The 867-nt window shown below is 51.8% G+C and carries 2 pseudogenes; both read left to right on the top strand.

Going from position 1 to position 867, the window contains the following annotated elements:
- Positions 1–512 (top strand): annotated as a pseudogene (locus HT737_RS30295) (hypothetical protein); the annotation flags it as partial.
- A 15-nt stretch (positions 513–527) separates the two neighbouring features.
- Positions 528–867: pseudogene (locus tag HT737_RS30300) on the top strand (DUF4376 domain-containing protein); the annotation flags it as partial.

An 867-nucleotide genomic window follows, 5' to 3' on the forward strand; every position in this document is an offset into this window, starting at 1 on the left:
CTCCACTGGTCGCCAGCCCCGTTGGGTCCAAGTTCTACGTCCTAAACATCGGAACAGCTGACGTGACACTGAATCGTCAGGGCAATGACACCATCGTAGCGCTAGCTAAAACGCTTACCAGTGTTACGGTTCAGAGCGGTTCCAATCTTGTTGTTACTTGTGGCGACAACAATTATGTCGTTGAGGAGGGCGCTTCTTCGCTGAAGTATTCCAATGAATTTTCAGCGTTGTTGTCACCGAACGGCTATCAGCAGCTCCCGAGTGGATTGATTATTCAATGGGGCACCACCACTACCACGGCGACCGCAGACCTGGCTGTCTTGTTCCCGATGACATTTCCGACGAGGTTGGTATCCCTCAATGGGGCCGCTTATATCGGTGGCGGCACCACTCGAGATACAAATGTCATGCTTCGAACTGATGGGCTGGGTAAGGCAGGATTCAGTGCGGGTGCTTTCCTTTCCGGAACGCGGGTCGCGGAAGCGTTCTATTGGAACGCTATTGGCTGGTAAGCCTGAGGATTTATTGTGAGCGTAAAACTGGTTCTATTTGATGAACAGCAAAACCTCTCGGGTCGTTACGACTCTGGAGTACATGGAAATAATATTCCTGAAGGTGCAATCGAGATCAGCGATGAGCTCTTCCTGAGAACGATCTATGAAACAGACGGTGTGTGGCAGTTGGTCGATGGAGAAGTGGTCAAATCGCCGCTTCCGAAGATTGAGCCAAATTACCCAGCTTTGTTTGCTGCCAAGCGCTTTTTACACGAGGCGTCCGGTATCTTCGTAGGCGCGCTTAGTATCGAGACCACTCGAGACAGTCAGGCGCTGATTGCAAGCACCGGACTATCCGCGATTCTCCGACCCC

It is taken from the genome of Pseudomonas sp. MD195_PC81_125 (assembly GCF_014060985.1).
In the GTDB taxonomy this organism is placed as follows: domain Bacteria; phylum Pseudomonadota; class Gammaproteobacteria; order Pseudomonadales; family Pseudomonadaceae; genus Aquipseudomonas; species Aquipseudomonas parakoreensis.